The following is a 24,971-nucleotide window of genomic DNA, read 5'->3' as shown; positions in this document are numbered from 1 at the left end:
TGCCATGCTCGACATGATCATCTCCCAGGCGGTGAACGGCCTCATCCTGGGCTTTCTTTACGTTCTCATCGCGATCGGCCTGTCGATCATCTTCGGCATGCTGGGTATCGTGAACTTCGCCCACGGCTCGTTCTTCGCCATCGGCGCCTATCTCGCTTTGGTGCTCGCCCGCGATTTCGGCTGGCCCGCCGCCCTGCTCTCGCCGCTCATCGTGGGCGCCATCGGCATGGTCGTCGAGATGACGTTGATCCGGCAGCTCTACGGCAAGGAGCCGCTGCTCGGCCTGATCCTGACCTTCGCGCTCGCCCTGCTGGCCGAAGCGATCCTGCGGCTCATCTTCGGCGGCGCCCCGGTTCCGTTCAGCCCGCCGGCCATCCTCTCCGGCTTCGTCGAATACGGACCGATCCTGATCACGAAATACCGCATGACGGTGTTGATCGTGACGGTGCTGGCGCTGATCAGCTTCTGGGCCTTCCTGCGCTTCACGCCCTTCGGGCGGATCATCCGCGCCGGCTCGCGCGATGCCGAAATGGTCGGCCTGCTCGGCATCAACCTGCCGATCGTGCTTTCCGGCGTCTTCGGCATCGGCTGCTTGCTGGCGGGGCTGGCCGGCATGCTGGCCGGGCCGCTCTGGACGGTCATCCCCAGCATGGCCTCAGGCGCCATCATGCCCGCCTTCGTCATCGTCACCATCGGCGGGCTCGGCTCCTATTCCGGCGCGATCATCGCCGGCCTCCTCGTCGGCATCACCACGGCCATGACCATCCAGTTCGCCCCGGTCTGGTCAGGCGCGGCGATGTACGTGCTGATGGCCGCCATCCTGCTCATCCGTCCGCGCGGCCTGTTCGGCGAGCGCTGGGAGAGGTTCGAATGAGACTCCGCCCCATCCTGACCAGCCCGATCCTCTGGATAGCGATCGTCTTCGCAGGGCTCACCCTGGCTTGGATGGCCCAGGGCGCCCCAGTCAACCTGATCACCCAGATCGCGATCTACACGCTCTATGGCGCCGGCGTGAACCTGCTCGTCGGCTATACCGGGCTGGTGCCTTTCGGAGCCTCCGTCTTCTTCGGCTGCGCCAGCTACTTCGCCGCCCTGCTGCTTCTCGGGCCGGTCAAGCAGGACATCGCGGCCCTGCTCCTCTCCGTGCTGCTTTCGATGGCGCTGGCAGCCGTGCTCGGCGCGCTGATCCTGCGCCGGCGCGGCCTCTATTTTTCGCTGCTGACGCTCGCCTGCTCGCAGATCGCCTTCGAGGTCGCCTATAAATGGACGGCCGTGACCGGCGGCGAGAACGGCCTTCAGGGCGTGCCCCGCACCAGCTTCCACACCGAGATGCAGTTCCATCTCTTCGCGCTCGCCACGGTGCTGCTCGCCATGTGGTTCCTCTGGCGGCTGGTCCATGCGCCGTTCGGCCGCGTCCTGCAGGCCGTCCGCGACAACGAGCAGAGGGCCAGCAGCCTCGGCTACAACACCTATCTGGTGAAGCTCCTCGCCTTCGTCATGATGGCCGGCCTCGTCGGTTATGCCGGCTCCCTGCTGACGCTGATGCTGCAAGGCGTCTATGCCAACAATCTCGGCTGGCAGCGCGCCGGCGACTCGCTGCTGATGACCGTGCTCGGCGGCGTGCATCATTTCCTCGGGCCGCTCTGGGGCGCGATCGCCTTCATCGTCCTGGAGAACCGGCTTTCCGCCATCACCGAGAATTGGTGGCTGATCTTCGCGCCGATCATCATCGTCTTCGCGCTCTTCTCCCCCGAGGGCATTCAGGGACTGGTGCAGCGCCTGCGCCGCAACGAGCGCTGGACGCTGACCCGCAACACCATCCCGCCGCGCCCCGCCGTGATCGAGCCCTATGAGAGCACGGCCCAGGCGATGGACCCCGACAAACCGGTGCTCGAAACGCGCAAGCTGAGCAAGAGCTTCGGCAGCCTGGTGACCGCCAAGGAGATCGACCTCGAGGTGCGCCCCTTCGTGCTGCACTCGATCATCGGCCCCAACGGCGCCGGCAAGACCACCTTCTACAACATGCTGACCGGCGTCCTGCCGCCGAGCGGGGGCACGATCCTGTTCGAGGGCAAGGACATCACGAAGCTGCCGATGTATGCCCGCGCCCGGCTCGGCATCAGCCGCTCCTTCCAGATCCTCTCGATCTTCCCGAACCTCTCGGTCTTCGAGAACGTCCGGGTCGCGGTTCAGGCGCAGCGGCACGGCGCGCTCGGCTTCTTCAGGGACGCCCACGACATCGCGCCGCTGAACGAGCGGACATGGTCGATCCTCGATGCGGTGGGGCTCGCAGACCGGGCGGCGGACCCGTGCATGAACCTGCCGCACGGCGCCAAGCGCCTGCTCGAGATCGCCGTCACGCTCGCGATCGATTCCAAGCTGCTCCTGCTCGACGAGCCGCTCGCCGGGCTGGCCGAGGCCGACCGGCAGATCGTCGCGGAGCTGATCCGCAACCTGTCGAAGAAGCACGCCGTGCTCCTGATTGAGCACGATATCGACCGGGTTCTGGCGATTTCGGACCGCATCTCCGTCCTGCACCAGGGCCGGATGATCGCCGACGGAAAGCCCGCCGAGGTCGCGCGCAATCCGGAGGTGATCGCCGCCTATCTCGGCACAGCCAAGGGCGAGTCCAAGGCGCCGCCCGCGGTCGAGCGCGTGGCGCATGCCGCCGGCAAGCCGCTGCTGGAGGCCAGGGCGCTGGCGGTCGGTTATGGCGGCAGCACGGTGCTGAACGGGGTCGACATCACGGTCCATGAAGGCGAGGCGATCGCCCTGCTCGGCCGCAACGGCGTCGGCAAGACCACGCTGCTGCGGGCGCTGACCGGCACGTTGCCGCTGGACGCAGGCTCACTCAGCTTCGCGGGCACGGATATCGGCGCGCGCAAGCCCTATGAGATCAATCGGCTCGGCATCTCGCTGGTGCCGGAAGGGCGCCGGCTCTTTCCCAACCTGACGGTGGTCGAGAACCTGCAGATCGCCCAGCGCGCCGGGGGCTTGAGCATCGAGCAATGCTTCGAGCTCTTCCCGCGCCTGCGCGCCCGGCAGAAGGCCAAGGCCGAGAACCTCTCCGGCGGCGAACGCCAGATGGTCGCCATCGCCCGCGCCCTCGTCGTGCCGAGCAAGCTCGTCCTGCTCGACGAGCCTTTCGAGGGGCTCGCCCCCGCGGTCGTCGAGGAGGTGATGGCGGCGCTCGTCAAGCTGCGCGGCAAGGTCGCGATGGTCATCGTCGAGCATCATGCCGAGACCGTGCTGCCGATCGTCGACAAGGCGGTCGTGCTGGTCAACGGCCGCATCGCCTTCGCCGGCGACGCCGGCGATCTCGAGAAGGATCATGCCTTGCAGGCCAGGCTGCTCGGCGTGGTCCAGGCCGATGAATCCGTGGCGGCCTGAGGCGGCTACGCGGGAGAGGCCTCGGCCTCTCCCGGCATGAGGACCATGCCATGTTCAAACGCATGTCCATTCTCGAAAAGAGGCCCGGCGACGATCCGGCCTTCTTCTCGCAGCATTGGCGGGAGCGGCATGGGCCGCTGGTCGGCCGCCTCCCCGCCATCCGCAGCTATGTGCAGAACCATGTCGAGGCGGTGTACGAGCCTGCGCCTTTCCGCATCAGCGGCATCGTGGAGCTCGGGTTCGACGATGCCGCCGCCATGGAGAAGGCCTTCACCGCCGAGACGGTGCGGGCCGTCAGGGCCGACGAGCCGAATTTTCTCGGGAACACCACCGGCTACGTGATCGGAGCTTCGAGCATCCGCATGGCCGAGGAGCAAGGCAAGCTCATCGTCCTTGCGGCGCATGGCGGCGACCGGGCCGGGCTGGAGCCTATCGAGACCGCGTTGCGGCGGTTGCCGGGCTTTGTCCAGTCCATCCGGGACGATGTCGCCTCGACGATCCCGCGCCCTGGCTCCGAAGGGGCGAGCCAGCGGGTCGACAGCTTCTTCCATCTCTATTTCAGCGACGTCGCCGGCGCGGACCGAGCCGCGCTGCAGATCGCCGCAATGTCCGACGGGACGGCAAAGCTCGGTATCGTCCGGGTGCGGACGGTCAGGATCGTCTAGCGGCCGCTTAGGCTCCCTGTCCGGACCGCCCATGCAAGGGCCGTCGTGGGCTGCAATCGTTTCCCAACCTGCCATTCACAGATCACATCGGAGGACATCATGGCGCGCGCACGGATCGGAATCATCGGCCTCGGCACGATCGGAAAGACCCATCTTGCTGTGTTGCAGGAGACGGACAATGCCGAGGTCGTCGCCATCTCCGATCCCACGCCGGCCGCACGCGACCATGCGGCCAGCCGCAATGTCAAAGCGTATGACGACCATCGCGCGATGATCGAGGCCGAGCGCCTTGACGGCGTCGTCATCGCGACGCCCAACGACCAGCACGTGCCCATGGCGCTCGACTGCATCGCCCGCGACATCGCGGTTCTCGTCGAGAAGCCGATCGCCGAAAGCGTCGAGGCGGCGCGCCGGCTCTGCGATGCCGCCGAGGCGAAAAATGTCCCGGTGTTGGTCGGCCATCACCGCCGGCACAATCCGGCGGTCCGGGCGGTGCGCCAGGCCATAGCGGACGGCCTCATCGGCAAGCCGGCCATCGCCACCGTGATCTACACGCAGCTCAAGCCGGAGAGCTATTTCAACCTCGGCTGGCGCCGCGACACCGCGAGCGGCGGCCCGATCCTGATCAACCTGATCCACGAGATCGACCTGATCCGCTATGTCTTCGGTGAGATCGACAGCCTGCAGGCGCTGAGCTCTTCGACGGTACGCGGCTTCCCGGTGGAGGACACCGCCGCCGTATTGCTGCGCTTCCGCAACGGCGCGCTCGGCACGATCAGCCTCTCCGACACGGCGGCCTCGCCCTTCAGCTGGGATCTGGCCTCCGGTGAATTCGACCAGATGTCGGACACGGCGGACAAGCTGAAACGCCAGAAGGTTTCCTCCCATGTCTTCGCCGGCTCGGAAGGCTCGCTGACCCTGCCGGATGTCCGCCATTTCAGCTATCGCGGCGCGGGCGAGCCGGGTTGGCTCAGCGAATTGAGCGAGGACAAGCTCGCCCTCACCCCGGAAAGCGCCTATCGCCGGCAGGCCCGGCATTTCGCCGCCGTCTCCCTGCGCGTGGAAGAGCCGATCATCAGCGGCCGCGACGGCCTGCGCACGCTGGAGGCGACGCTCGCCGTCAAGGCGGCGTCCGAAAGCGGCAGCACGGTCCGGCTGCCAACATGACCGCGCGGCCGCCGGCCGGTATTTTCCGCAGAAAAGGATGGTAGCGGGCCCGGCGCGCCTTCAGCCGAGCCGCGCGACGTTCCGCAGATCCTCGGCCGTGGTCGATGGAAAACCGAAGAACTCCAGATAGGCGGGGATCTGCTCGAACAGCATGTCCTTGCCGACCTGGACCTCGCAGCCGCGCGCACGCGCCGCCGCGAGGAAGGGCGTGATCTCCTCGGCCATCACCACCTCGCCGACGAAGGTCGCGGGATCGAGCCGGGCGATGTCGAGCGGCAGCGGGTCGCCCGGTTTCATTCCGAGCGGCGTGGCGTTGACGACGATGTCGAAGCCGGCTGGGTCGTTGGAGGCCAAGGATACGCCGAGCGTGGGATAGTAGCGTCCAAGCCGCGCACCCAGCGCCTCGGCTGCGGCAGCGTTGATGTCATAGAGTCCGAGTTCGCTGACCCCGGCCTTGGCAAGGGACGCAGCGATCGCTGAGCCGACGCCGCCGGCGCCGAGCACCAGCGCCCGCTTGCCGGCGATGGCGCGCCCCTTGCGCAGCACCCCGCGCACGAAGCCTTCGCCGTCGAACATCTCGCCGGTCAGGCGGCCATCGGCCTCGCGACGCACGGCGTTGCAGGCGCCGGCGATCGCCGCCGTCGGCAGCAGGACGTCGACGAGCCCGGTCGTGGTGACCTTGTGCGGCATCGTCACCAGCGCGCCATGGGCATTCGAAAGCCGGAAGACCAGCTTCAGGAAGTCCGGATAGTCCTCGGCCCGACAGCCCATCGGCACGACGACGGCGTCGATCCCCTCGCGCTCGAAATAGGGGTTGTAGATCATCGGCGCCTTGAAGCTCTCGGTCGGGTAGCCGAGATGGGCGATGAGCCGTGTGGTTCCGGTGATCATGCTGCGCTCGCCGCCGGCTCGGTGAGGACGACGGTTTCGCCCGAGCGGGCCGCCCGCTTGACGGCGTCGATCACGGTGAGCGTGGCAAGGCCCTCGCGGCCCGAGGCGATCGGTGCGACGCCGTTGCGGATCACATCGCAGAAATGGCGGATCTGGCGCGCCAGCGGGTCGTCCGGAACGAAGGGAACGCGCTCGCGCACAAGCGGCTCCCACCAGCTCCGCTTGTCGCGGTTCGACCAGATTTCGAGCTGCGGGATGGTGAGCGAACCATGCGTCCCGCCGATCTGGTAGCAGGACTGGTCCTGCTGCGGATAGGCCGGGTTCTCTCCGGTCGTCAGCTCCCAGCTCCAGGGCGCGACGATGGTGTCGGAAACCGTGACGGTCGCGAGCACGCCATTGGCAAAGCGCAGCAGGATCGCAGCCGTCTCCTCGACCGCGTGCCCTCTCACCGCATTCGAGCTCAGCGCCTGCACGGAGACGACCTCGCCGCAGAGATGGCGGAAGAGATCGACGTCGTGGATGAGGTTGAGCAGGATCGGCCCTGCCCCCTCCTCGCGGCGCCAGCCGACCTCGAAATAGTCGTCCGGCTTCATCAGCCAGAAATGGCCCTGGATCGCGAGCACCCGGCCGAGCCGGCCGCTCTCGACGATCTCCTTCGCCTTGGCGATCATCGGATTGTAGCGGCGGTGATGACCGGTCAGCAGCGGTAAGCCAGCCCGCTCCGCGGCTGCGACGAGACGGGCCGCGCCGGCAAGATCGTCGGCCAGCGGCTTCTCGACGATGGCGGGGATGCCGGCCTCGATCGCTTCCAGCCCGTTCTCGACATGGAGCTGGTTCGGCGTCGCGATGATCACGCCCTCCGGCCTGTCCGCGGCAATCAGATCGCCGAGGCTGCGATGCCAGCGCGTGCCGAGGCGCTCGGCCAGATCGCGCCCGACCTCGGAGGGGTCGACGATGGCCGAAAGCAGCGCGCCCGGCTCCCGCGCGACATGCTCGGCATGACGTCGGCCGATCAGGCCGGCGCCCATGACTGCGAGTTTGACCGGTGCCATGCTCAATTCCGTTGGAATCCGTGCCTGCCCGCCATCACTTGGCTGCGTCGTCGATGAGCTTCGCGATGCGCCTCAAGCCCAGCTGGTAGCCCTGGGTGCCGAAGCCGGCGATCACGCCGTCGGAGCGCATCGAGACATAGGAATGGTGGCGGAAGGCCTCGCGCTTATGCACCTGCGAGATATGGCATTCGATCACCGGTCCCTCGAAGGTGTTGAGCGCATCGAGCAGCGCGACCGAAGTATGGGTGAAGGCGGCCGGGTTGATGACGATGCCGGCGCCGTCCTCGCGCGCCTCATGGATCCAGTCGATCAGCTCGTATTCGCGATTGGACTGGTGGAAGCGCAGTTCGAGCTTCAGCTCCTCCGCCAGCTTGCGGCAGTCGCGTTCGACATCAGCCAGCGTCTCGTGGCCGTAGATATGCGGCTGGCGCTTGCCGAGCAGGTTGAGGTTCGGTCCGTTGAGGACATAGACGAGACGGGACATCGATCGCGGTCCGTTGCTGGTTCTGAGAGGTTCAGTGCTTGTGCAGGATTTCGCCGAGGAATTGGCGCGTCCGTTCATGGCGCGGATTGCTGAAGAATTCCTGCGGCGGCGCTTCCTCGACGATCGCGCCCGAGGCCATGAAGATGACCCGGTTCGCCACCTGCCGGGCGAAACCCATCTCATGGGTGACGCAGATCATGGTCATGCCCTCTTCGGCGAGGCTGATCATGGTGTCGAGCACCTCCTTGACCATTTCGGGGTCGAGCGCCGAGGTTGGCTCGTCGAACAGCATGACCTTCGGCTTCATGCACAAGGCCCGCGCGATGGCGACGCGCTGCTGCTGGCCGCCCGAGAGCTGCGCCGGGTATTTCTCCGCCTGTTCGAGGATCTTGACGCGGCCGAGCAGCTTGCGGGCAGTGGCCTCGGCATCGGCCTTGCTCACGCCGAGCGAACGCATCGGCGCCAGCATGCAGTTCTGCAGCACGGTCATGTGCGGGAACAGGTTGAAGTGCTGGAAGACCATGCCGACCTCGCGGCGCACCGCGTCGATCGTCCTGGCATCGTCTCCGAGCCTGGTGCCGCCGACCCTGATCTCGCCCTTCTGGTAGCTCTCCAGATGGTTGATGCAGCGGATCAGCGTCGACTTGCCCGAGCCCGACGGCCCGCAAAGCACGATGCGCTCGCCTTTGCGGACCGCGAGGTTGATGTCGGTCAGGGCCTTGAAGTCGCCATACCATTTCTCGACATGCGCCATGGCGATCATGGCGTCCGTCGCGGCGGTGTTTTGCGCGGCAGGCTGGTTCATGGCCCTGTTCCCGATCAGTGCTGGTTCAGCTCGCGGTGAAGGTGATGCCTTCGAGGCTGTCCGGGAACTTGTGCACCGGCACCTTCATCCACTTGTCGTAGACCTTCTGCAGCTCGCCATTGGCCTTGATCTTGTCGATGAAGGTATTGATCGCCGCATTGATCTCCTTCTCGCCGAGACGGGTGCAGGCGCCGTTGTAGAGGTTCTGGAATTCGAGCTTGTTCTCGAACTCGCCCGGCCGGCCCTGCTCGATGCGCTGCATGTAGAAGATGTTGCCGCCGAGCGCCTGGACCTGGCCGGAGACCAGCGCCTGGATCGAGGGCGCATCGCCGTCATAGCGGCGAATGGTGGTGCCGGAGGGGGCATTCTTGGTGACCTGCGTGTCCTGCGCCGCGCCCTTGGCGACGCCGATGGTGTACTTCGCCATATCCTCGTTGGTGGTGATCTTGTCCTTCTTGGGGCCGATCAGCACGATGGTATTGGCGACGTAAGGCTTCGAGAACTGCACCGCCTTGGCACGCTCCGGCAGCATCGCCATGGTGGCGAAGAGCACGTCGACGCGGCCCGTCGTGAGCGCCGGGATGCGGTTGTTGACCTCGAGCGGCACGAACTCGACCTGCACGCCGAGTTCCTTGGCGAAGAGCGTCGCGATGTCGGCGTCGAGGCCGTCCTGCTTGCCGGCGCTGGTGACGAAGCCCCAGGGCGGGTTGTCGCCCTGGATGCCGACGATGATCTTGCCGCGGGCCTTGATCTCGGCCGGGGTGATGGCCTGGGCCGGGCTGCCGAGCAGCGCGGGCAGCGCGAGCGCAGCGGCACCGGCGGCAAGAATGCTGCGGCGTGTGGTCTTGGTCATGTTTCTCTCCCTCTGTCGTTGGTGGTTGGGCTTCTGCGGTGAACGTGTTGTCGGCCTCAGCGCGATGCGACGGCCATGCGGCGCTCCAGATGCGATCCGTAGAGCGAGAGCGGCCAGCAGATCAGGAAATACAGGATGCCGACGATCCCGAAGACCAGCAGCGGCTTGAAGGTCTGGTTGGAGATGATGTTGCCGGCCCGGGTCAGCTCGGTGAAGCCGACGATGGCGGCCAGCGACGTGCCCTTGATGAGCTGGACCAGGAAACCGACCGTCGCCGGCAGCGAGATGCGGATCGCCTGCGGCAGGATGACGTCCTTCATGCGCGAAACGTAATGCAGGCTGAGCGCCTTGGCGGCCTCGGTCTGCCCCTTCGGCACGGCCTCGATCGAGCCGCGCCAGATCTCGCCGAGATAGGCGCTGGCATGGAGCGTGAAGCCGATCGCGACCGCGACCCAGGCATCGAGCTTCAAGCCGACCAGGGCAAGCCCGTAATAGACCACGAAGAGCTGCATCAGGAGCGGCGTGCCCTGGAAGAGCGAGATGTAGCTCCTCGAACCCCGTTCGAGCGGAGCGATGCCGGAGGTGCGCAGCAGCGCGACCGCGAGCCCGAACACGCCGCCGCCGACGAAGCCGACGAGCGAGAGCAGCACGGTCCATTTGAGACCGGTGAGCAGGAAGAGGAATTCGTTCGATCCCATCGCGCCCTCACTTCACCGGATAGCTGAAGTAACGGGTCGAGATCGCGTCGAAGAAGCGCATCATCACCCAGGAGATCACGAGGTAGAACAGCGTGATCGTGCCGTAGACCTCGAAGGAGCGGAAACTGTCGGACTCGATCCGCTGCGCCACCGAGGTGAGCTCGTAAGCCGAGATCGCCGAGCAGATGCTGGTCGACAGGGTCAGCAGCACGAACTGGCTTGTCAGCGACGGGAAGATCGCCCTGAGCGCCGGCTTCAGCACGATCAGCCGGAAGACCTGCGCCTTGTGCAGCCCGAGCGCGAGACCCGCCTCGATCTGGCCCTTGCCGATCGACTGCACGCCGCCGCGGATGATCTCGATGGCATAGGCGCCCCCATTGAGGCCGAGCGCGATGATCGCCGTCGGCGTCGGATCGAGCCGGACGCCCGCCAGCGGCAGCGCGAAATAGATGAAGAAGATCTGCACCAGGAACGGCGTGTTCCGGACCAGCTCGACGAAGCCCTTGATCAGCCAACGCACGGGAGCGAAGCGGGAATCGCGCAGGATCACGCCGCCGACACCGATCACGATCGCCAGCGCCATGCCGCCCAGAGCGAGACCGAAGGTGCCGAGGCACGCCAGCAACAGGTCCGGCAGCCCCTCGATCACGGGCGTGAAGTCGAGCTTGTAGTTCATTCTCTCTCCCTGGGCGGCCGACCTTCTTTGGGTCGATCCGTGGCGTTTCCCTGACGGCGCCTCTTGTCGGGCACCGGACACCGCGCAGCTTGCACCATCGCAGCGAAGTGATAAATGTACCGGCTAGTTCAATTGGTCAAGCGCAATGTACCGCCCCGTTCATTTCATCGTGGCCGGCCTTCGCCGTCACGCTCGCTCGACAAGAGCGGCAGCGTGACGAGCCCGGTCATCACCACGCGCGAAAAGCGGCGCCAGGCCTCCTGGACCCAGGATCCCGAAGGGGTGCGCCGCAACATTCTCGAGGTCGCTCGCGCGGAATTCGTCGAGAACGGCCTAAGCGGCGCCAGGGTCGACGATATCGCGGCCAAGACCGCGACCAGCAAGCGGATGATCTACTATTACTTCGGCGACAAGGAGGGGCTCTACCGCGCCGTCCTCGAAACCATGTATGAAGGCATCCGCAGTTTCGAGCGCAGCCTCGATCTCGGCTCGCTGCCGCCGGTCGAGGCGATGGCGCGGCTGGCGGAAGCCACGTTCGACTACCATGTCGAAAACCCCGATTTCGTGCGCATGGTGATGGTCGAGAACGTGCATCATGCCCGGAATCTCAAGGCTTCGCGCACCATCGCCGGCCTGAACAGCTCCGTCGTCGAGGTGACCCGCAACATCTACGAGCGTGGTGTTGCGGCAGGGCTGTTCCAGCCCGGGCTGGAGCCGCTCGATATCTCCCTCACGATCAGCGCGCTCAGCATCTACAATGTCTCGCATCGGGCGACGGTCGGCCAAGTCTTCGGCTACGACATGTGCACGCCCGAGGCCCTTGCCCGGCGCCGCAGCATGACCGTGGCGGCCGTGCTGGGCATGCTGCGGCGCTGAGGCACCGGCGATCTGGCCGTCTTGCGGGCCCCTACTTCCGCTCGACGAGCCCCGCCATGGCCTGGATGGCGAGCGCGTAGCCGGCGACGCCCAGCCCGGCGATAACCGCCGTCGCGGTGCGAGACACCAGCGAGTTGTGATAGATCGCTTCCCGCGCATGGATGTTCGAGATGTGCAGCTCGATCTTGGGGCCGTCGAACATCTTGAGCGAATCGAGCAGCGCCACCGAGGTGAAGCTGTAGCCGGCCGGGTTGATGATGATGCCGCAGGCTTCCTGCCGGGCCTGATGCACGCTCTCGACCAGTTCGCCTTCGAAATTGGTCTGGCGAAAATCGACCTCGTAGCCCAGCGTGCGCGCCTTCTCCTCGCAAAGCTGCTTCACTTCGGCCAGCGTCGTCGTGCCGTAAATATGTGGCTCGCGCTGGCCGAGCAGATTCAGGTTCGGGCCGTTCAGGACGAAAATGGGCTTGCTCAACGCGGTCACTCCAAAGGTGCTATGGTCGCTATCCGCCCATACTGATCACGGCAGCGGGGGCGGAAGGAACAAGGTTCGGCATAGACTAAAGAATGAGGAGAGACGCGGTTTAGACCGGCGCGCAGATGATTCATCATGGTGGCAATCGGGCGGCTAGATCCGATCTAATCCATTAAATTGGGAGGATAGCGATGCACCTGACCCGTCGCGGGTTCACGACCGCTCTTGCCGGCACCATTGTGTCTCCGGCCGTCATACGCAGTGCCTACGCCCAGGGTGCCACCGTCAAGATCGGCATGGTCGTCCCGATGACAGGCGCGGCCGCCGAATCCGGCTCCTTCGCCCAGACCGGCGCCAAGATCGCGCTGGAGCAGGTCAACAAGGCCGGCGGCGTACTCGGCAAGCCGCTCGAGCTGATCTTCGAGGACGACCAGACCACCAACCCCGGTGCGGTGCTCGCCTTCTCCAAGCTCGCCAGCCAGCCCGACATCGTTGCGTTCCTCGGCTCGATCCGCTCGACGCAGATGCACGCCATGGCGCCCGACATGCTGAAGATCGGCAAGCCGGTCGGCTTCGGCGGCACCGACCCGAACCTGACCAAGCTCGGCAATCCCTGGCTCTTCCGCTTCCGCCCGAACGATTCCTATTCGGGCAAGGTGATCGCGCAATACGGCAGCAAGGAACTCGGCAAAAAGAAATGGGCGATCGTCCATTCGACCGATGCCTTCGGCACGGCCGGTGCCAAGGCGCTGACCGAGGCCCTGCCCGACAATGGCGCCACGCTCGCTCTCGACCAGGGCTATGCCAACCAGAGCCAGGACTTCACGCCGGTCGTGCTGGCGGTGCGGCAGTCCGGCGCCGATATCCTCGGCACCTATTTCACCTTCGAGACCGATCTCGGCATCTTCGCCCGGCAGCTACGCCAGCTCGGCGTCAACATCCCCTGGGTCGGCTCGCCGTCGATCGTCAACGTCTCGGCGTTGAAGCTCGCGGGACCGGCACTCTACAACACCTATGGCGTGGCCGACTACGCCGAGGATTCGAGCGACGCCTCGAAGGCCTTCGGCAAGGCCTATCGCGAGGTGCGCAAGGTCGCGCCGGACAACCAGTCGTCCTGGACCTTCGACGCCGTCACCTGCCTGGCGATGGCGATGAACAAGGCCGGCTCCACCGAGCCCAACAAGGTTCGCGAGGCGATGCTTGCCATCCGCGGCCACAAGGGCGCCGAGGGCGAATACAACTTCGACAAGAACGGTGACGGCCTGCACGGCTACAACATCGTCAAGAACGACAAGGGCGAGATCAAGTTCGACAAGCGGATCGACTTCACGCCGAATCTCGGCTGATCCGCAGGCAGCTCGGCTTCCCTGCTCCTGCCAGGAAGCCGGCCGCCAAGCAGGGCTCGGATCGCGAGCCCCGCTTGGCAACGCCCGACGCATCGCATGTCACGCCTTTCGCGGCGAACGGCCAGACCGTTCACCGCGGAGAACCGATCGCTTCAACGCCAGCGCGGTAGACAGATGGATCTCGTTCTTCAGCTTCTTTTCACCGGGATCGGCATCGGCTCGGTCTATGCGCTGGTCGCGCTGGGCTTCGTCCTGATCTTCCGGGCCACCAACGTCGTGAACTTCGCCCAGGGCGAGTTCTCCATGGTGGCGGCCTTCCTGATGGTGGTCTTCTCGGTCAAGATCGGCCTGCCCTACTGGCTCGCCTTCATCGTCTCATTGTTCGGCATGGCGGCGCTCGGCGCGGTCTTCAATCGCGCGGTCTACTATCCGCTGCGCCACCGCACCTATCTGCCGGTCATCATCTCGACCATCGGCGCCTCGATCTTCATGGCCAACACGACGCTGGCGATCCATGGGCCGGAGCCCGAGGTGCTGTCGGGCTGGTTCGACACGCCCGGCTTCATGCTCGGCCCGGTCTATCTCGACAACCAGTATCTGCTCATCATCGTCGTGACGGCGCTGCTGGTGGCGCTGCAATACTGGTTCTTCGAGCATACGCTGCTCGGCAAGAAGCTGCAGGCGACCTCGCAGGACAAGGAGATGGCCTCGCTGCTCGGCATCCCCGTGGCGGTGATGATCATGATCACCTTCATCTACTCGGCCGTGATCGGCGGCATCGCCGGCATTCTCGTGGCGCCCGTCCTCTTCGTCTCGATCGGCATGGGCGCGACCATCGCGCTGAAAGCCTTCGCCGCCACCATCATCGGCGGCTTCGGCGACGTGACCGGGGCGATCATCGGCGGGCTCGCGCTCGGCGTCATCGAGACCTTCGGGGCGGCCTACATCTCGGTGCCCTACAAGGACGGCTTCGCCTTCCTGGTCTTGATCGCCTTCCTGATCTTCCGGCCGCAGGGCATCTTCGGCGAGCGCGTGGCGGAAAAAGCATGAGCACGACCGAAACCACCGCGACCGCCGGCGATATCCGCCCCCGCCTGCGCTGGGGCGTCCCGGCCTATGTCCTGCTCGTCCTGGTCGCGATGACGCTCGCCATCGTCGTCCCCAAGACCGGCTATATCCTCAACATCTCGATGCAGGCGACCACCTACGCGGTCGCCGTGCTCGGCCTGACGATCGTGCTCGGGCTCTGCGGCCAGATCAATCTGGCCCAGGCCGCCTTCTTCGGGCTCGGCGCCTATGCGGTCGGCCTCGGCCAGACCGATTACGGCCTGAACTTCTGGGTTTGCCTCCTGATCGGCACGGGCATAGCCGCCGGCTTCGGCGCCCTGCTCGGCGCCTCGACGCTCAGGCTCGGCGGCCATTACCTCGCCATGGTGACGATCTCGTTCCAGCAGATCGTCACCCTCGTCCTGATCAACTGGATCCCCGTCACCAAGGGGCCCGACGGTGTCCGCGCCATCCCGCGCCCGCCTCTCTTCAGCGACGGCTCGGCCTATCTCGCGCTGTGCATCGCGGTGCTGGGCATCCTCGGCTATCTGGTCTGGCGCCTGCGCGACACGCGGCTGGGCCGCGCCATGCGGGCCGTGCGCGACAACGAGCTCGCCGCGGGCGTCGCCGGCATCGACGTCTACCGGACCAAGGTCACGGCCTTCGCGTTGTCCGCCGTCCTCGGCGGCATCGGCGGCGGCCTCTTCGCCGGCGGCTTCTCCTATGTCAGCCCGGACCAGTTCTCCTTCGCCGAATCGGTGGTGTTCCTCACCATGGTGCTGCTCGGCGGCGTCGCCTCGCCGATCGGCGCCGTCATCGGCACGGGGCTGCTGATCCTGATCCCGGAATGGCTGCGCTTCCTCAAGAGCATTCCCGGTCTCTATCTCGCCATCTACGGCGCGGCGGTGATCCTGATCGTGCTGTTCATGCCGGACGGCATCTGGGGCTATCTGCGCGGCCGGCTCGACCGCTTCAAGCGCGCCGTCCTCCCAGTCAGCTCCGGCCTGGCGCTTCCGCTGTCGGGCGGCGGCGAGGGCTCCGAGACCGTCCTGGCGGTGCGCGGCCTTTCCAAGCATTTCGGCGGGCTGAAGGCGGTCGACGAGGTCGATCTGACGATCAGGCGCGGCGGGGTCCATGCGCTGATCGGCCCCAACGGCTCAGGCAAGACCACGACGCTGAACGTCCTCTCCGGCCTCTACCGCGCCACGGCCGGGACCGTCACCCTCAACGGGCAGGACATCACCAACCTGCCGCCGCACGCCCGCACCAAGGCCGGGCTCGGCCGCACCTTCCAGAACATCCGCCTCTGGCGCTCGATGACGGCGCTGGAAAACGTCATGGTCGGTGCCGAACGGCCCGGAAACCCGGTCGCGAACGATCCTGCAGCCGTGGTGGCGCGGGCCCGGGCGGCTCTCGCCTTCGTCGACCTGGAAGACCGCGCCAATGAGGTGGTGGCGAGCTTCTCCTACGGCCATCAGCGCGCGGTCGAGATCGCCCGGGCGCTGGCCGGCGACCCCGTCCTGCTCCTGCTCGACGAGCCGGGCGCGGGCCTCAACTCTTCGGAGAAGGTGGAGCTGCGCAACCTGCTTAAACGCATCTCGGCGCGCGGCCTCACCATCATGATCATCGACCACGACATGACGCTGGTGAGCGAGGTCGCGCAGCACATCACCGTGCTGAACTTCGGCCGCCGCATCGCCGACGGCTATTCGGCCGACGTGCTCAAACACCCCGATGTGATCGCCGCCTATCTGGGGACGGGTCCCGATGTCGCTGCTTGAACTCAAATCGCTCGTCGTCCGCTACGGCGAAGTCGAAGCCGTCGACGGCGTCTCGCTCATCGTCGAGGCCGGCGAGGTCGTGACGCTGCTCGGCTCGAACGGAGCCGGCAAGTCGACCACCTTGCGCGCCATCTCGGGCCTCGCGAAGCCGGCCTCGGGCGACATCCTCTTCGAGGGCCAGTCGATCGTCGGGCTGAAGCCCGAGGAGATCGTCCGCCGCGGCATCGCCCATGTTCCGGAAGGCCGCCGCGTCTTTCCGGGCCTGAGCGTGCGCGAGAACATCATGCTCGGGGCTTCCAACCGGCGCGGCATGAAAACCGCCGAGATCAAGCGGGAGGCCGACGAGATGTTCGACCTCTTCCCCGACATCCGCCGCTTCTCCAATGCGCTCGGCTGGACGCTCTCGGGCGGTCAGCAGCAGATGGTGGCGGTCGCGCGCGGGCTGATGGCGAAGCCGCGCATCCTGCTGCTCGACGAGCCTTCGCTCGGCCTCGCCCCCGTCATCGTCCAGGCGGTCTTCGCGATCATCGCCGAGATCAGGCGGCGGGGCACGACCGTGCTGCTGGTCGAGCAGAACGCCCGGATGGGCCTCTCGGTCGCGGATCGCGGCTATGTGCTCGAAACCGGCAAGCTCGTGCTTTCGGGCACGCCGGACCAGCTCTGGTCGAACGAGGAAATCCGTGCCGCCTATCTCGGCGGACGAACGGCTGCGGCCTGAGTCCGGCCGCCACGTTCAGGGCCCTCAAGCCTCCGGATCACCGACTGATTCCGGTCAGACAATGTGCCGTCATTCCGGGCGCAGCGTAGTGGAGACCCGGAATCCATCGTCGAGCGCTGCGTTCCAGGATGGATTCCGGATCGGCGCCGCTGAAGCGGCTCGTCCCGAATGATGGGAGCTGCGCGACAAACGCTCCGTTATCTCCAAACAATCGCCCTCCCCGCCGGTCGACCGTCTGAACGCATAAGCGCTTGAGCGCGCAGCTCCTTCGCGCGCTCCCTCTCGTCGGAGCGCAGCTCATCCCGGCCGCTGCGATGCAGAGAGCCGAAATCCATCCTGAACCTTCCAGGCGCTCTGGCATGGATCCCGGGTCAAACCCGGGGATGACGACGTGGTTCTGCGCGCTTCTTCCAGCCAATAGCTCCACGCATGGACAGCTGCCGGACAGCCGGCCGGCGCATCGGCTTGCTGCGCGGTGGCATTTCCGCGCTTGACGCTTCATGGCCTCGCTTCGTATGATCCAAATAAGAAAACAATTGATCCATATATTGGACCATTCGATGACAGCAGCTCTCGCAGGCATTCTTCCCGTCCTGCCGACCCCCTTTGCCGCCAATGGCACGATCGACCCCGCAGCACTGGGGCGCGTGACCTCCTTCGCCCTCGGGGCCGGTGCGGCGGGCGTGGTGTTTCCGGGCTTCGCCAGCGAGGTCGACAATCTCTCGGCGGAAGAACGGGAGATCTTGCTCCGCGAAGTCGTCCGCACCGTCGCGGGGCGCGTGCCGGTGGTCGCGGGCGCGAGCGCGCCGTCTGCGGCGGAAGCCATCGGCTATGCCAGGCAGGCACAGGCGCTCGGCATCGGCCATGTCATGATCCAGGCGCCGAAATCCGTCGGCATCGATGGGGCAGCCGTGGCGGCGTTCTACCGCGAGATCGCGAATGCGGTGCCGGGGATCGAGATCGTCCTGCAGAACGCGCCCGCCCCGCGCGGCTCCGATCTCAAGCCCGACGTGCTGCTGGAGATCGTCCGCGGCAACCCGGCCATCACCTATCTCAAGGAAGAGACGATTCCCGCCGGGCCGGCGATCACGGCGATCTTGAAAGGCAAGCCAGCCCATCTGAAGGGCGTGATCGGCGGCGGCGGCGCCCGCTACATCATCGACGAATATGTCCGCGGCGCCTGCGGCGCGATGCCGGCGGCCGAATTCGCCGATATCCACGCGGCGCTCGACCGGGCTTTCCGCAGCGGGGCGGTCGAGACGGCTCGCAACCTCTATATGCGCACCCTGCCGCTGCTGCTGATCCAGGCCAATCTGCGCATGGCCTTCACCAAATACGTGTTGACCCGCCGCGGCATCCTGTCGAACCAGATCTGCCGAGCGCCGCTCCCGGCCATCGACGCGGTCGACCGGGCCGAGATCGACGCCTGGCTCGGACGGATCGCGGACCTGCTTGCTCCGGCGGCCTCGCTTCAGGCAGCGGAATAGCGCCATGGCTGAGCGTGTCGCCAAGGTCGATGTCTATACGCTGACCATCCCGCGCGAGACCGTCTATCTCGGCGATCCGCGCCCCGGCGAGAGCATCAACGAGAAGGGCTACATCGTCCGCAAGGGCAACCGCACGGTCTATCCGACGATGGACCGCACCGTCGTGGTCCGGCTGGAGACGAGCGGCGGCCTTGTCGGCTGGGGCGAGACCTACGGCATCGTCGCGCCGGGCGCCGCCATCGCGATCATCGACGATCTGCTCGGCCCTTACGTGATCGGCCGCTCGCCGCAGGACGTCGTCGTGATCCACGAAGACCTCTACGACCTGATGCGCGTGCGCGGCTATACCGGCGGCTTCTATCTCGACGCGCTCGCCGCCATCGACATCGCGCTCTGGGACCTGAATGCCCGCCTTGCCGACCGGCCGCTCGTCGCCATGCTCGGCGGAAGGCGGCATGAGCGGCTGCCGGCCTATATCTCGGGCCTGCCCAAGCGCACCCGGGCCGAGCGCGCCGATTTCGCCGCCGAATGGCAGGCGAAGGGCTTCGACAGCTTCAAATTCGCGGCGCCCGTCGCGGATGACGGCAATGTCGCGGAGATCGCGACTTTGCGCGAACGGCTCGGGCCCCAGGCCCGCATCGCCTGCGACATGCATTGGGTCCACACCGCCGAGGAGGCCGTCTCCGCCATCCGGGCGATGGAGCCGCACGGCCTCTGGTTCGCCGAGGCGCCGGTGAAGCCCGAGGATGTCGACGGCCTCGCCCATGTCGCCGCCCGCGTCTCGACGCCGGTCGCGGCCGGCGAGGAATGGCGCACGGTCTACGATCTCGTGCCACGGGTGGCGCGGCGGGCCTGCGCCATCGTCCAGCCGGAGATGGGCCACAAGGGCGTCACCGAGTTCATGCGCATCGGGCAATATGCCCAGGCGCACAATCTCGCAGTGATCCCGCACGCGACCATCGGCATGGGGCTGTTCATGGCGGCGAGCCTGCATGCGAGCGCCGCGCTCTCGGCGGTGAGCTGTCACGAATACCAGCACTCGATCTTCGAGCCGAACCGGCGCCTGCTGACCGGCGACATGGATTGCCGCGAAGGCTTCTACAGTCTGCCGACCGGGCCGGGGCTGGGCGTCGCGCCCTCCGAGGAGGCGTTGAATCTGCTTCGCAAGCACTGACCGTAACCGCCGGACAACACGGCAGAAAAACGAGAGGGAGAAACGTCATGAGGATGCTGGACTGGAAGCGGCTCGCCGCCGCCGGGCTCGTCACGCTCGGCACGATGACGGCCCTGCCCGCGCTCGCCCAGAACAAGGTGCTGAAATTCGTCTCCTGGCAGAAGGACGAGCGCGGCACCGGCGACTGGTGGGGCTCGGTCATCAAGGAATTCGAGGCGACCCATCCGGGCGTCAAGATCGAGTGGACCAAGGTCGAGCGCGGCGCCTTCGCCGACACGATGACGACGCTCTTCGCCGGCGGCCAGCCGCCGGACATCGTCCATCTCGCCTCCTTCGAGTTCCAGAAATTCGCCGCCAATGGCTGGCTGGAGCCGCTCGACCCCTACATCAAGAGCGCCAAGCTCGATCTCAAGGGCTGGGCCGGCCAGGACACCTGCACCTGGAACAAGCAGAATGTCTGCGTGATGATGCTCTATTTCGGGTACTTCATGGCCTATAACGAGGAGCTCCTGAAGAAGGAGGGGCTCGAGGTTCCGAAGAACTACGCGGAATTCCTCACCGCTGCCCGCAAGCTCACCAAGGACATCAACGGCGACGGCATCGTCGACCAGTTCGGCACCGGCCATGAGACCCGTGGCGGCGGCGGCCAGTACATGTCCGAGATGATGAACTACACGCTCGACGCCGGCGCGCGCTGGACCGACGAGAACGGCAAGGTCACGATCAACACGCCGCAGATGATCGAAGGCCTCACCCGCTGGAAGACCATCGTCAAGGAGAACCTGACGCCGCGCGACCTCGCCGCCGGCGAGGTCCGCCAGCTCTTCGCCGATGGCAAGATCGCACTGAAGATGGACGGCCCCTGGCTCTGGCCGATCATCCAGAAGGGCAAGGCCCGGGACCAGATCAAGCTGACCACGGTACCGTTCAACCCGCCGGTCGGCGGCTCCTCGAACGTGCTCGGCATCGCCTCCGAGATTTCGCCGGAGAACAAGAAGCTCGCCTGGGATTTCATCGCGATCGCGACCTCCGACAAGTTCCAGTCGAGCTATGCGACGCTCGGGGCCTCGCCGCCGCCGGACCCGCGTGCCGACACGACCGGTGCCAGCAAGGAGACGCCGCATTTCGACCTGCTGGTGAAGGCGACCAAGGCCGCCGCCGACGCCAAGGTCGACCGGATCCCCAAGGGGCTCGAGCTGCAGTTCAACGAGTTCGCCAAGATGGTCATGGAGGAGAGCCAGCGCATGATCATCCAGGATCTCGACCCCAAGGTCGTGGCCGCGACCATGCAGAAGAAGGCGGAGACGCTGCAGCAGCAGTGACAACCGTTCCCTTCTCCCCCTGCGGGAGAAGGTGGCTCGGCAAAGCCGAGACGGATGAGGGGTCGCGCCGCCTTGCGTCGTTAGCGCGCGTGCGAGGCACTCACGCCGGCAACGTCGAGAGACCCCTCGCCTCAACCCTCTCCCGCAAGGGGAGAGGGGGTCTGTCGCGGAACATGCTCCCTACCTGAAAGCCGACTCATGTCCCGATCAGCCTTTCTCGATCTCGCCCGCCCGAGCCGACGCCATTGGCTCGGCTACCTCCTGCTGTTGCCGGCGGTGCTGCTGATTGGGCTGATCATCGCCTATCCGCTCTTCGTCTCGGTCGATCTCTCCTTCCAGAATGTCGGCATCCCCCGGCTCGACCAGCCGCGGCGGCCCTTCACGACGATGAACTACGAGCGGCTCTTCACCTCGCCGGAATTCTGGAACGCGAGCTGGACGACGTTGAAGCTCGTCGTGATCGTTTCCTTCTTCTGCTTCCTGCTGGGCCTCGGCACGGCGCTGCTGGTCAACAACCGCTTCAAGGGCCAGTCGCTGGCGCGCCTGCTTGTCGCCCTGCCCTGGGCGGTGCCGGAAGTCGTGGCCGTCGTGGTCTTCGCCTGGATCTTCGATTCTTCCTTCGGCCTGATGAACTGGGTCTTCATCCGGCTCGGGCTCGTCGACACCACGATCAGCTGGTTCTCTTCGCCGGAGGCCGCCTTCGCCGTGGTCTGCGTCACCATGGTCTGGAAGGGCTACCCCTTCGTCTCGATCATGATGCTCGCCGGTTTGCAGTCGATCCCCGAGGATTTCTACAACGCGGCCCGCGTCGACGGCGCCAATGCCTGGCAGCGGCTGATCAACATCACCCTGCCCTCGCTGATGCCGGTGCTCGGCGTGACCCTGATCCTCGTCATGCTCTGGGTCTTCCGCGACTTCTCGATCATCTACGTCATGACCGGCGGCGGGCCGCTGAAGGCGACGCAGACGCTCTCGATCATGACCTACGAGCAGGCCTTCGGCTTCTTCAAGATGGGCTACGCCTCTGCGATCGGCGTGGTCACGCTGATCGTCTGCGTCATCGCGAGCCGGCTGCTGATGGGCCGGGCGCCCGAGAACATCTGAGGAGGCGCCGATGAAACGCAAGCTCCCCGCAGCCGCCCTGCTCTATGTGACGGTGATCGTCACCTGCGCGCTCCTGGTCTTCCCGATCTATTGGCTGATCGTCACCGCGCTGGCGACACCGGCCGAGCTCAGGGCGCTGCCGCCGACATTCTGGCCGACAGCCCCGCGCTGGGGCGTCTTCGCGGAGATCATCGAGCAGCGGCCGATCCTGCTCTGGCTCGGCAATTCCGTGCTGGCGGCGGCGGGCGCGGTGACCTTGTCGATGCTGGTCTCGGTGCTCGCCGGCTACAGCCTCTCGCGCTTCAAGGTGCGCGGCGGCCAGTCGCTCGGCCTCTTCATCCTCACCGCCAAGATGCTGCCGGCGACGCTGCTCGTCATCCCGCTCTTCGGCATTTTCCGGATGACGGGAATGATCGGCAGCCTGTGGTCGATCATCCTCGCCCACGCCACGCTGATCGTGCCCTTCACCACCTGGATGCTGAAGGGCTATTTCGACACGATCCCGCGCGAGCTGGAACAGGCGGCGATGGTCGATGGCTGCTCTCCGCTCGGCGCGATGGTCAGGGTCATCCTGCCCGTCTCGGCGCCGGGCCTGGCCGCAACGGCGCTCTACGGCTTCGTCCTGTCCTGGTCGGACTATGCCTATGCCCGCACCTTCCTGACCAATGCCCAGACCAACTGGACCGCCAATCTCGGCCTGACCACGATGAAGGGCGAGTATGTCTCGAACTGGGCCGATATCTCGGCAGCGGCGCTGATCGTCGCCCTGCCGGTCCTCCTGATCTACCTCTTCCTCGAACGCTACCTCGTCGGCGGGCTCACCGCCGGCGCGGAGAAGTGAGCTCACGCATGGCCGGCATCAGCATCGAACGAGTCACCAAATCCTACGGCCCGCTGCAGGTCCTGAAGGACTTTTCGCTTGAGATCACGGATGGCGAGTTCGTCGTCTTCGTCGGCCCCTCCGGCTGCGGCAAGTCGACCATGCTGAAGATCCTCGCGGGGCTGGAGGAGGCGACCTCGGGCACCGTCCGGATCGGCGGGCGCGACGTCACCGACCTCGCGCCGGGCGACCGCGACATCGCCATGGTCTTCCAGAACTACGCGCTCTATCCGCATCTGACCGTCGCGCGAAACATGGGCTTCGGCCTGAAGATGCGCGGCATGCCGGCGGCCGAGATCGAGCGACGGGTCAACGAGGCCGCGCAGATCCTCGGCGTCGCTCATCTGCTCGACCGCAAGCCGAAGGCGCTCTCCGGCGGGCAGCGCCAGCGCGTCGCGCTCGGCCGGGCCATCGTGCGCGAGCCGCAGGCCTTCCTGATGGACGAGCCGCTCTCCAATCTCGACGCGAAGCTGCGCGTCCACACCCGCGCCGAAATCTCGGCCCTTCACCAGCGCCTGAAGACCACGACGATCTACGTCACGCATGACCAGACCGAGGCGATGACCATGGCCGACCGCATCGTCATCATGCGCGACGGCGAAATCCAGCAGATCGCCGATCCCGACACGATGTTCCGCAAGCCCGCCAATCTCTTCGTCGCCGGCTTCATCGGCTCGCCGGGCATGAACTTCTTCCGCGCTGAGTTGACGGGCGCGCGCACGGCCCGGCTGCTCGGGCGCGAGATCGAACTGCCTCTGGCGAAGGCGCCCGGCACCCGCGAGCTGCTCGTCGGCCTCAGGCCCGAATATCTCAGCGCAGGCGCAACCGGCCCCGTCACCTTCGAGGCGACGCCACGGCTCGTCGAAAGCCTCGGCAGCGAGAAATACCTTTATCTCGACCTGGCCGAGGAGAACCGCACCTCTCTCAAGGATGCCGGCAGCGACGACCGCCGAGCGGACCAGTTCATCGCCCGCGTGATGGACGCCGACCATGTGACACAGGGACAGCCGGTCTCGCTCTCCTTCGATCCGGCGCGCCTGCATCTCTTCGATCCCCAGACGCATCTCGCCCTGAACTGAGGACAGCGTAGCCATGGCCATTCTCGTCACGGGCAGCGCCGGGCGCATCGGTTCCCGCGTCATCGACCGCCTCCTCGCCGAAGGGCAGACCGTCACCGGCTTCGACCTGCGCAGCGCGGGGCGCTCCCAGACCGGCTATCGCGAAATCGTCGGCGCCTTCGACGATCCGGCCGCGGCGCGCGAGGCGGTGAAGGATGCCGAGGCGATCCTGCATCTCGGCGCCTTCATGTCCTGGCTTACAGCCGATGCCGACAAGGTCTTCCGCGCCAATGTCGACGGCACGCGCATCCTCATGGGGGAAGCAGCCGGGGTGAAGCCCGCCCGCATCGTCTTCGCCAGCTCCGGCGAGGTCTATCCGGAGAATGTCCCGGACTACCTGCCGGTCGACGAGAACCATCCGCTCAAGCCGCGCTCGGCCTATGGTCTCTCCAAGCAGCTCGGCGAGGAGATCATCCGCCTCACCGAGCGCAGCGCCGGCATTCCGGCGACGATCCTGCGCTTCTCGCACACGCAGGACGCGGCCGAGCTGCTCGACGAGACGAGCTTCTTTTCTGGCCCCCGCTTCTTCCTGCAGCCGAAGATCCGTCAGCAGGAAGCCTTCGGCAACGCGACGGCGGTCGCCGCGCTGAAGGCGGCTGATGACGGCACGCCCGCGCTGGTGCTCTCCCGCAACGAGAACGGCCGGCCCTTCCGCATGCACATCACCGATTCCCGCGACATGGTCGACGGCATCCTGCTCGCGCTGAAGAGCGAGAAGGCGGCGGGGCGCACTTACAATCTCGGTGCCACCGCGCCCGTCGATTTCGCCGACGCCTTGCCGCTGATGGCGCAGGCGACGGGGCTGCCTCTGAAAACGGTCGACCTGCCCGGTTCCGGCGTGTTCTACGAAACCTCGAATGCCCGGATTCGGGCCGAATTGGGTTTCGAGCCGCAATGGACGATCGAGCGGATGATCGCGGAGGCCGCCGCAGCGCGCGTGGTCCGCACGAAGGTGGGTTGAG

At 66.2% G+C, this 24,971-nt stretch carries 24 protein-coding genes; 16 read left to right on the top strand and 8 right to left on the bottom strand.

The features are described from left to right. Window positions 1-4 precede the first annotated feature (4 nt). From GY40_RS19360 to GY40_RS19345, 4 genes are all read left to right on the top strand, one after another. A complete protein-coding gene (locus GY40_RS19360) occupies window positions 5-874 on the top strand; it encodes a branched-chain amino acid ABC transporter permease (RefSeq protein ID WP_038365633.1) in 870 nt (289 codons plus the stop codon). Then, window positions 871-3,390 carry a branched-chain amino acid ABC transporter ATP-binding protein/permease gene (locus tag GY40_RS19355; RefSeq protein ID WP_038365631.1) on the top strand — a complete coding sequence of 840 codons (2,520 nt, stop codon included), beginning with the start codon at window positions 871-873 and terminating at the stop codon, window positions 3,388-3,390. The genes GY40_RS19360 and GY40_RS19355 overlap by 4 nt, the downstream gene beginning before the upstream one ends. Before the next feature lie 50 nt (window positions 3,391-3,440). Continuing rightward, a complete protein-coding gene (locus tag GY40_RS26685) occupies window positions 3,441-4,055 on the top strand; it encodes an EthD family reductase (RefSeq protein WP_051988292.1) in 615 nt (204 codons plus the stop codon). Window positions 4,056-4,154: 99 nt separating this feature from the next. After that, complete coding sequence (locus GY40_RS19345; protein WP_038365629.1) at window positions 4,155-5,222, top strand: Gfo/Idh/MocA family protein; 1,068 nt, start codon at window positions 4,155-4,157, stop codon at window positions 5,220-5,222. Window positions 5,223-5,282: 60 nt separating this feature from the next. Here GY40_RS19345 and GY40_RS19340 read toward each other — a convergent pair whose 3' ends face one another. From GY40_RS19340 to GY40_RS19310, 7 genes are read right to left on the bottom strand one after another with little or no spacing between them, the layout of a single operon-like run. Continuing rightward, window positions 5,283-6,113, bottom strand: a complete 831-nt coding sequence (locus GY40_RS19340; RefSeq protein WP_038365627.1) for a shikimate dehydrogenase family protein — start codon at window positions 6,111-6,113, stop codon at window positions 5,283-5,285. After that, entirely contained in the window at window positions 6,110-7,165 is a 1,056-nt protein-coding gene (locus GY40_RS19335; RefSeq protein ID WP_038365625.1) for a Gfo/Idh/MocA family protein, read from the bottom strand. Before GY40_RS19335 ends, GY40_RS19340 begins: the two co-directional genes overlap by 4 nt. 34 nt (window positions 7,166-7,199) lie before the next feature. Next, the gene (gene aroQ / locus GY40_RS19330; protein ID WP_038365623.1) at window positions 7,200-7,649 is read right to left on the bottom strand and encodes a type II 3-dehydroquinate dehydratase; all 450 of its coding nucleotides are present in this window, start codon (window positions 7,647-7,649) and stop codon (window positions 7,200-7,202) included. Window positions 7,650-7,680: 31 nt separating this feature from the next. Further along, window positions 7,681-8,454 (bottom strand): amino acid ABC transporter ATP-binding protein, encoded by a 774-nt coding sequence (locus GY40_RS19325; RefSeq protein WP_038365621.1) that lies wholly within the window; start codon window positions 8,452-8,454, stop codon window positions 7,681-7,683. Between the two features lie 25 nt (window positions 8,455-8,479). After that, window positions 8,480-9,307 (bottom strand): transporter substrate-binding domain-containing protein, encoded by an 828-nt coding sequence (locus GY40_RS19320; protein WP_038365619.1) that lies wholly within the window; start codon window positions 9,305-9,307, stop codon window positions 8,480-8,482. Window positions 9,308-9,363: 56 nt separating this feature from the next. Further along, complete coding sequence (locus GY40_RS19315; protein ID WP_038365618.1) at window positions 9,364-10,005, bottom strand: amino acid ABC transporter permease; 642 nt, start codon at window positions 10,003-10,005, stop codon at window positions 9,364-9,366. Between the two features lie 7 nt (window positions 10,006-10,012). Continuing rightward, the gene (locus tag GY40_RS19310; RefSeq protein ID WP_038365616.1) at window positions 10,013-10,681 is read right to left on the bottom strand and encodes an amino acid ABC transporter permease; all 669 of its coding nucleotides are present in this window, start codon (window positions 10,679-10,681) and stop codon (window positions 10,013-10,015) included. A gap of 213 nt (window positions 10,682-10,894) precedes the next feature. Between GY40_RS19310 and GY40_RS19305 the strand changes: the two genes are divergently transcribed. After that, window positions 10,895-11,557 carry a TetR/AcrR family transcriptional regulator gene (locus GY40_RS19305; RefSeq protein WP_051988291.1) on the top strand — a complete coding sequence of 221 codons (663 nt, stop codon included), beginning with the start codon at window positions 10,895-10,897 and terminating at the stop codon, window positions 11,555-11,557. Window positions 11,558-11,588: 31 nt separating this feature from the next. Here GY40_RS19305 and GY40_RS19300 read toward each other — a convergent pair whose 3' ends face one another. Next, window positions 11,589-12,032, bottom strand: coding sequence for a type II 3-dehydroquinate dehydratase (locus GY40_RS19300; RefSeq protein WP_038365614.1), 444 nt, complete (start codon window positions 12,030-12,032; stop codon window positions 11,589-11,591). Window positions 12,033-12,223: 191 nt separating this feature from the next. Here GY40_RS19300 and GY40_RS19295 point away from each other — a divergent pair, with 191 nt between their 5' ends. From GY40_RS19295 to GY40_RS19245, 11 genes are all read left to right on the top strand, one after another. After that, window positions 12,224-13,378 carry an ABC transporter substrate-binding protein gene (locus tag GY40_RS19295; RefSeq protein ID WP_038365612.1) on the top strand — a complete coding sequence of 385 codons (1,155 nt, stop codon included), beginning with the start codon at window positions 12,224-12,226 and terminating at the stop codon, window positions 13,376-13,378. Between the two features lie 174 nt (window positions 13,379-13,552). After that, window positions 13,553-14,428: a branched-chain amino acid ABC transporter permease gene (locus GY40_RS19290; protein WP_038365609.1), complete on the top strand. Its 876-nt coding sequence runs from the start codon at window positions 13,553-13,555 to the stop codon at window positions 14,426-14,428. Beyond that, window positions 14,425-16,206 carry a branched-chain amino acid ABC transporter ATP-binding protein/permease gene (locus GY40_RS19285; protein ID WP_038365607.1) on the top strand — a complete coding sequence of 594 codons (1,782 nt, stop codon included), beginning with the start codon at window positions 14,425-14,427 and terminating at the stop codon, window positions 16,204-16,206. Before GY40_RS19290 ends, GY40_RS19285 begins: the two co-directional genes overlap by 4 nt. Continuing rightward, entirely contained in the window at window positions 16,193-16,924 is a 732-nt protein-coding gene (locus GY40_RS19280; RefSeq protein ID WP_038365605.1) for an ABC transporter ATP-binding protein, read from the top strand. The genes GY40_RS19285 and GY40_RS19280 overlap by 14 nt, the downstream gene beginning before the upstream one ends. Window positions 16,925-17,484: 560 nt before the next feature. After that, on the top strand, window positions 17,485-18,411 hold the full coding sequence (locus GY40_RS19275) for a dihydrodipicolinate synthase family protein (protein WP_038365963.1): 927 nt from the start codon (window positions 17,485-17,487) through the stop codon (window positions 18,409-18,411). 4 nt (window positions 18,412-18,415) lie between these two features. Next, window positions 18,416-19,585, top strand: a complete 1,170-nt coding sequence (locus GY40_RS19270) for a mandelate racemase/muconate lactonizing enzyme family protein (RefSeq protein WP_038365603.1) — start codon at window positions 18,416-18,418, stop codon at window positions 19,583-19,585. Window positions 19,586-19,689: 104 nt separating this feature from the next. After that, the gene (locus GY40_RS19265; RefSeq protein ID WP_248311228.1) at window positions 19,690-20,907 is read left to right on the top strand and encodes an ABC transporter substrate-binding protein; all 1,218 of its coding nucleotides are present in this window, start codon (window positions 19,690-19,692) and stop codon (window positions 20,905-20,907) included. Between the two features lie 198 nt (window positions 20,908-21,105). Beyond that, window positions 21,106-22,011, top strand: a complete 906-nt coding sequence (locus GY40_RS19260) for a carbohydrate ABC transporter permease (protein ID WP_038365599.1) — start codon at window positions 21,106-21,108, stop codon at window positions 22,009-22,011. Window positions 22,012-22,021: 10 nt separating this feature from the next. Further along, on the top strand, window positions 22,022-22,852 hold the full coding sequence (locus GY40_RS19255) for a carbohydrate ABC transporter permease (protein ID WP_038365597.1): 831 nt from the start codon (window positions 22,022-22,024) through the stop codon (window positions 22,850-22,852). 8 nt (window positions 22,853-22,860) lie between these two features. After that, on the top strand, window positions 22,861-23,970 hold the full coding sequence (locus tag GY40_RS19250) for an ABC transporter ATP-binding protein (protein WP_038365595.1): 1,110 nt from the start codon (window positions 22,861-22,863) through the stop codon (window positions 23,968-23,970). A gap of 13 nt (window positions 23,971-23,983) precedes the next feature. Beyond that, the gene (locus tag GY40_RS19245) at window positions 23,984-24,970 is read left to right on the top strand and encodes an NAD-dependent epimerase/dehydratase family protein (protein WP_038365593.1); all 987 of its coding nucleotides are present in this window, start codon (window positions 23,984-23,986) and stop codon (window positions 24,968-24,970) included. Window position 24,971 lies beyond the last annotated feature (1 nt).

It is taken from the genome of Allobosea sp. UNC402CLCol (assembly GCF_000745475.1).
Lineage (GTDB): Bacteria > Pseudomonadota > Alphaproteobacteria > Rhizobiales > Beijerinckiaceae > Allobosea > Allobosea spartocytisi.
Note: the sequence above shows the minus strand (reverse complement) of the source record. Positions and strands in the feature narration are given on the sequence as shown.

Coding starts and splice junctions, on each gene's coding strand:
- GY40_RS19345 (WP_038365629.1), top strand. CDS start 4,155: ATGGCGCGCGCACGGATCGGAATCATCGGCCTCGGCACGATCGGAAAG.
- GY40_RS19285 (WP_038365607.1), top strand. CDS start 14,425: ATGAGCACGACCGAAACCACCGCGACCGCCGGCGATATCCGCCCCCGC.
- GY40_RS19320 (WP_038365619.1), bottom strand. CDS start 9,307: ATGACCAAGACCACACGCCGCAGCATTCTTGCCGCCGGTGCCGCTGCG.
- GY40_RS19270 (WP_038365603.1), top strand. CDS start 18,416: ATGGCTGAGCGTGTCGCCAAGGTCGATGTCTATACGCTGACCATCCCG.
- GY40_RS19280 (WP_038365605.1), top strand. CDS start 16,193: ATGTCGCTGCTTGAACTCAAATCGCTCGTCGTCCGCTACGGCGAAGTC.
- GY40_RS19325 (WP_038365621.1), bottom strand. CDS start 8,454: ATGAACCAGCCTGCCGCGCAAAACACCGCCGCGACGGACGCCATGATC.
- GY40_RS19310 (WP_038365616.1), bottom strand. CDS start 10,681: ATGAACTACAAGCTCGACTTCACGCCCGTGATCGAGGGGCTGCCGGAC.
- GY40_RS19265 (WP_248311228.1), top strand. CDS start 19,690: ATGACGGCCCTGCCCGCGCTCGCCCAGAACAAGGTGCTGAAATTCGTC.
- aroQ (WP_038365623.1), bottom strand. CDS start 7,649: ATGTCCCGTCTCGTCTATGTCCTCAACGGACCGAACCTCAACCTGCTC.
- GY40_RS19340 (WP_038365627.1), bottom strand. CDS start 6,113: ATGATCACCGGAACCACACGGCTCATCGCCCATCTCGGCTACCCGACC.
- GY40_RS19255 (WP_038365597.1), top strand. CDS start 22,022: ATGAAACGCAAGCTCCCCGCAGCCGCCCTGCTCTATGTGACGGTGATC.
- GY40_RS19250 (WP_038365595.1), top strand. CDS start 22,861: ATGGCCGGCATCAGCATCGAACGAGTCACCAAATCCTACGGCCCGCTG.
- GY40_RS19275 (WP_038365963.1), top strand. CDS start 17,485: ATGACAGCAGCTCTCGCAGGCATTCTTCCCGTCCTGCCGACCCCCTTT.
- GY40_RS19295 (WP_038365612.1), top strand. CDS start 12,224: ATGCACCTGACCCGTCGCGGGTTCACGACCGCTCTTGCCGGCACCATT.
- GY40_RS19245 (WP_038365593.1), top strand. CDS start 23,984: ATGGCCATTCTCGTCACGGGCAGCGCCGGGCGCATCGGTTCCCGCGTC.
- GY40_RS19315 (WP_038365618.1), bottom strand. CDS start 10,005: ATGGGATCGAACGAATTCCTCTTCCTGCTCACCGGTCTCAAATGGACC.
- GY40_RS19260 (WP_038365599.1), top strand. CDS start 21,106: ATGTCCCGATCAGCCTTTCTCGATCTCGCCCGCCCGAGCCGACGCCAT.
- GY40_RS19290 (WP_038365609.1), top strand. CDS start 13,553: ATGGATCTCGTTCTTCAGCTTCTTTTCACCGGGATCGGCATCGGCTCG.
- GY40_RS26685 (WP_051988292.1), top strand. CDS start 3,441: ATGTTCAAACGCATGTCCATTCTCGAAAAGAGGCCCGGCGACGATCCG.
- GY40_RS19335 (WP_038365625.1), bottom strand. CDS start 7,165: ATGGCACCGGTCAAACTCGCAGTCATGGGCGCCGGCCTGATCGGCCGA.
- GY40_RS19355 (WP_038365631.1), top strand. CDS start 871: ATGAGACTCCGCCCCATCCTGACCAGCCCGATCCTCTGGATAGCGATC.
- GY40_RS19360 (WP_038365633.1), top strand. CDS start 5: ATGCTCGACATGATCATCTCCCAGGCGGTGAACGGCCTCATCCTGGGC.